The organism is Acinetobacter sp. V2 (assembly GCF_001188385.1).
Taxonomy (GTDB): domain Bacteria; phylum Pseudomonadota; class Gammaproteobacteria; order Pseudomonadales; family Moraxellaceae; genus Acinetobacter; species Acinetobacter oleivorans.
Map to the genome: position 1 here is coordinate 109,574 of NZ_JZFB01000005.1, position 1,737 is coordinate 111,310.

A 1,737-nucleotide genomic window follows, 5' to 3' on the forward strand; every position below is an offset into this window, starting at 1 on the left:
GAATTCTCAGGCGCATTAAACAAAGCGGGCCTAGATTTGGCTGACTCACCTGTTTCTGCTGAACAGCTTGGCGGCATGATCGCACGTATTATTGACAACACCATTAGCGGTAAGATTGCTAAACAAGTCTTTGGCTTTATGTGGGAATCGGAAGGTAAATCTGCCGATGACATTATTGCGGAAAAAGGCTTAAAGCAAGAAACTGACACTGGTGCAATTGAAGCAATCATTAAAGAAGTACTTGCAGCCAATGAAAAAATGGTTGAAGAGTACAAGTCTGGTAAAGAAAAAGCCTTTAACGGTCTTGTAGGTCAAGTCATGAAAGCTTCTAAGGGTAAAGCTAACCCTGCTCAAGTAAATGAATTAATGAAGAAGTTGATTGGTTAATTTGACTAGTCAAATTAACAAAAAGCCTCGATTTATCGGGGCTTTTTTATATCCTTCTAAAGCACCTTTCGACTAAAGAATGCACTTTTTCCTAAAAAATTACTCAGTGACTGTGCTAATTTAAATTAATAATTTAGATAACTTATATTTTAAAAAGAGAGATAAAATCATGTCTAAAAAGATTTTAATGTTAGTCGGTGACTATGCAGAAGACTATGAAACTATGGTTCCTTTTCAGTTCTTAACTGGTTTAGGTTATACCGTGCATGCTGTTTGCCCAAATAAAAAGAACGGCGACCATATTGCAACGGCTATTCATGATTTTGAAGGCGAGCAAACTTATAGCGAAAAACGTGGCCACAACTTTGCGATTAACTATGATTTTGATGCCATTAATACCGAAGACTATGTAGGTCTAGTTATTCCGGGTGGCCGAGCACCAGAGTACTTACGTATGAATGAACGTGTTGTCGAAATTGTACGTGAGTTCGATAGAGTGAAAAAACCAATTGCAGCCGTATGCCATGGCGCTCAGTTACTCGCTGCGGCAGATGTATTACAAGGTCGCCTCTGCTCAGCTTATCCAGCATGTGCTGCCGAAGTAAAATTGGCAGGTGGACAATATGCAGATATTGCTGTGACTGAAGCAGTTACAGATGGTCATTTGGTAACTGCACCTGCTTGGCCGGCACATCCAGCTTGGTTAGCACAATTCGTGAAAGTTTTAGGCGCTACGATTACGATCTAAATAGACCTTTTCATCCCAATTAAAATAAAGCCTGCTGATTAAATAGCAGGCTTTATTAATAAAATAGAAAACTAGATTTTTTATCTTGTGATTCCCAATTTATTCCAAATCTCTGGTGTTAAAAACGTCGTCACCAATTTATTTAAATCGATATAGCGCAATGTGCCCTGCAACTGCTGTTTAACTGCGGGGTCTTTAACAATATCTTCACCAGCACTTTGACCTAACTGCTGAAAAGCCTCTCCAACGGCCTTCACACCTTCAGCCTGAATCACAGCTTTAGTTTGGGTAGAACATTGCTCCACAATCACACGTTGTAAAACCTGCGCCAGTTTCTGATCTAACTGATCCTTTTGCTCAGGCGTTACATTACTAAATGCTTTTAAATCAGGATGGGCAGCTAAAGCCGTAAATGTCCATTGAAGCACCGTGGTCTTGTCTGAAGCCGTTGTAGCCTTAACTAAACAGTCACTTAACTGATCAACCGTTGGACCAGCCATCGCAATTTGGGTTGTACCCAGTACAGCAACTGCCATACAAACTGAACGGCTCAAATGTGAAAACTTACGGCGGGCAATCGCATAAACTTGACGTGACATGGG

2 protein-coding genes and 1 pseudogene are annotated in these 1,737 nt (G+C 40.5%); 2 read left to right on the forward strand and 1 reads right to left on the reverse strand.

Translation table 11 applies throughout. The features are described 5' to 3' along the window. A pseudogene (gene gatB / locus UC75_RS21940) lies at positions 1-387 on the forward strand (Asp-tRNA(Asn)/Glu-tRNA(Gln) amidotransferase GatCAB subunit B); the annotation flags it as partial. A gap of 169 nt (positions 388-556) precedes the next feature. Next, positions 557-1,135: a DJ-1/PfpI family protein gene (locus tag UC75_RS15170; RefSeq protein ID WP_049838061.1), complete on the forward strand. Its 579-nt coding sequence runs from the start codon at positions 557-559 to the stop codon at positions 1,133-1,135. 80 nt (positions 1,136-1,215) lie between these two features. Here UC75_RS15170 and UC75_RS15175 read toward each other — a convergent pair whose 3' ends face one another. Next, a complete protein-coding gene (locus UC75_RS15175) occupies positions 1,216-1,734 on the reverse strand; it encodes a hypothetical protein (protein WP_004789310.1) in 519 nt (172 codons plus the stop codon). Between the last annotated feature and the right edge of the window lie 3 nt (positions 1,735-1,737).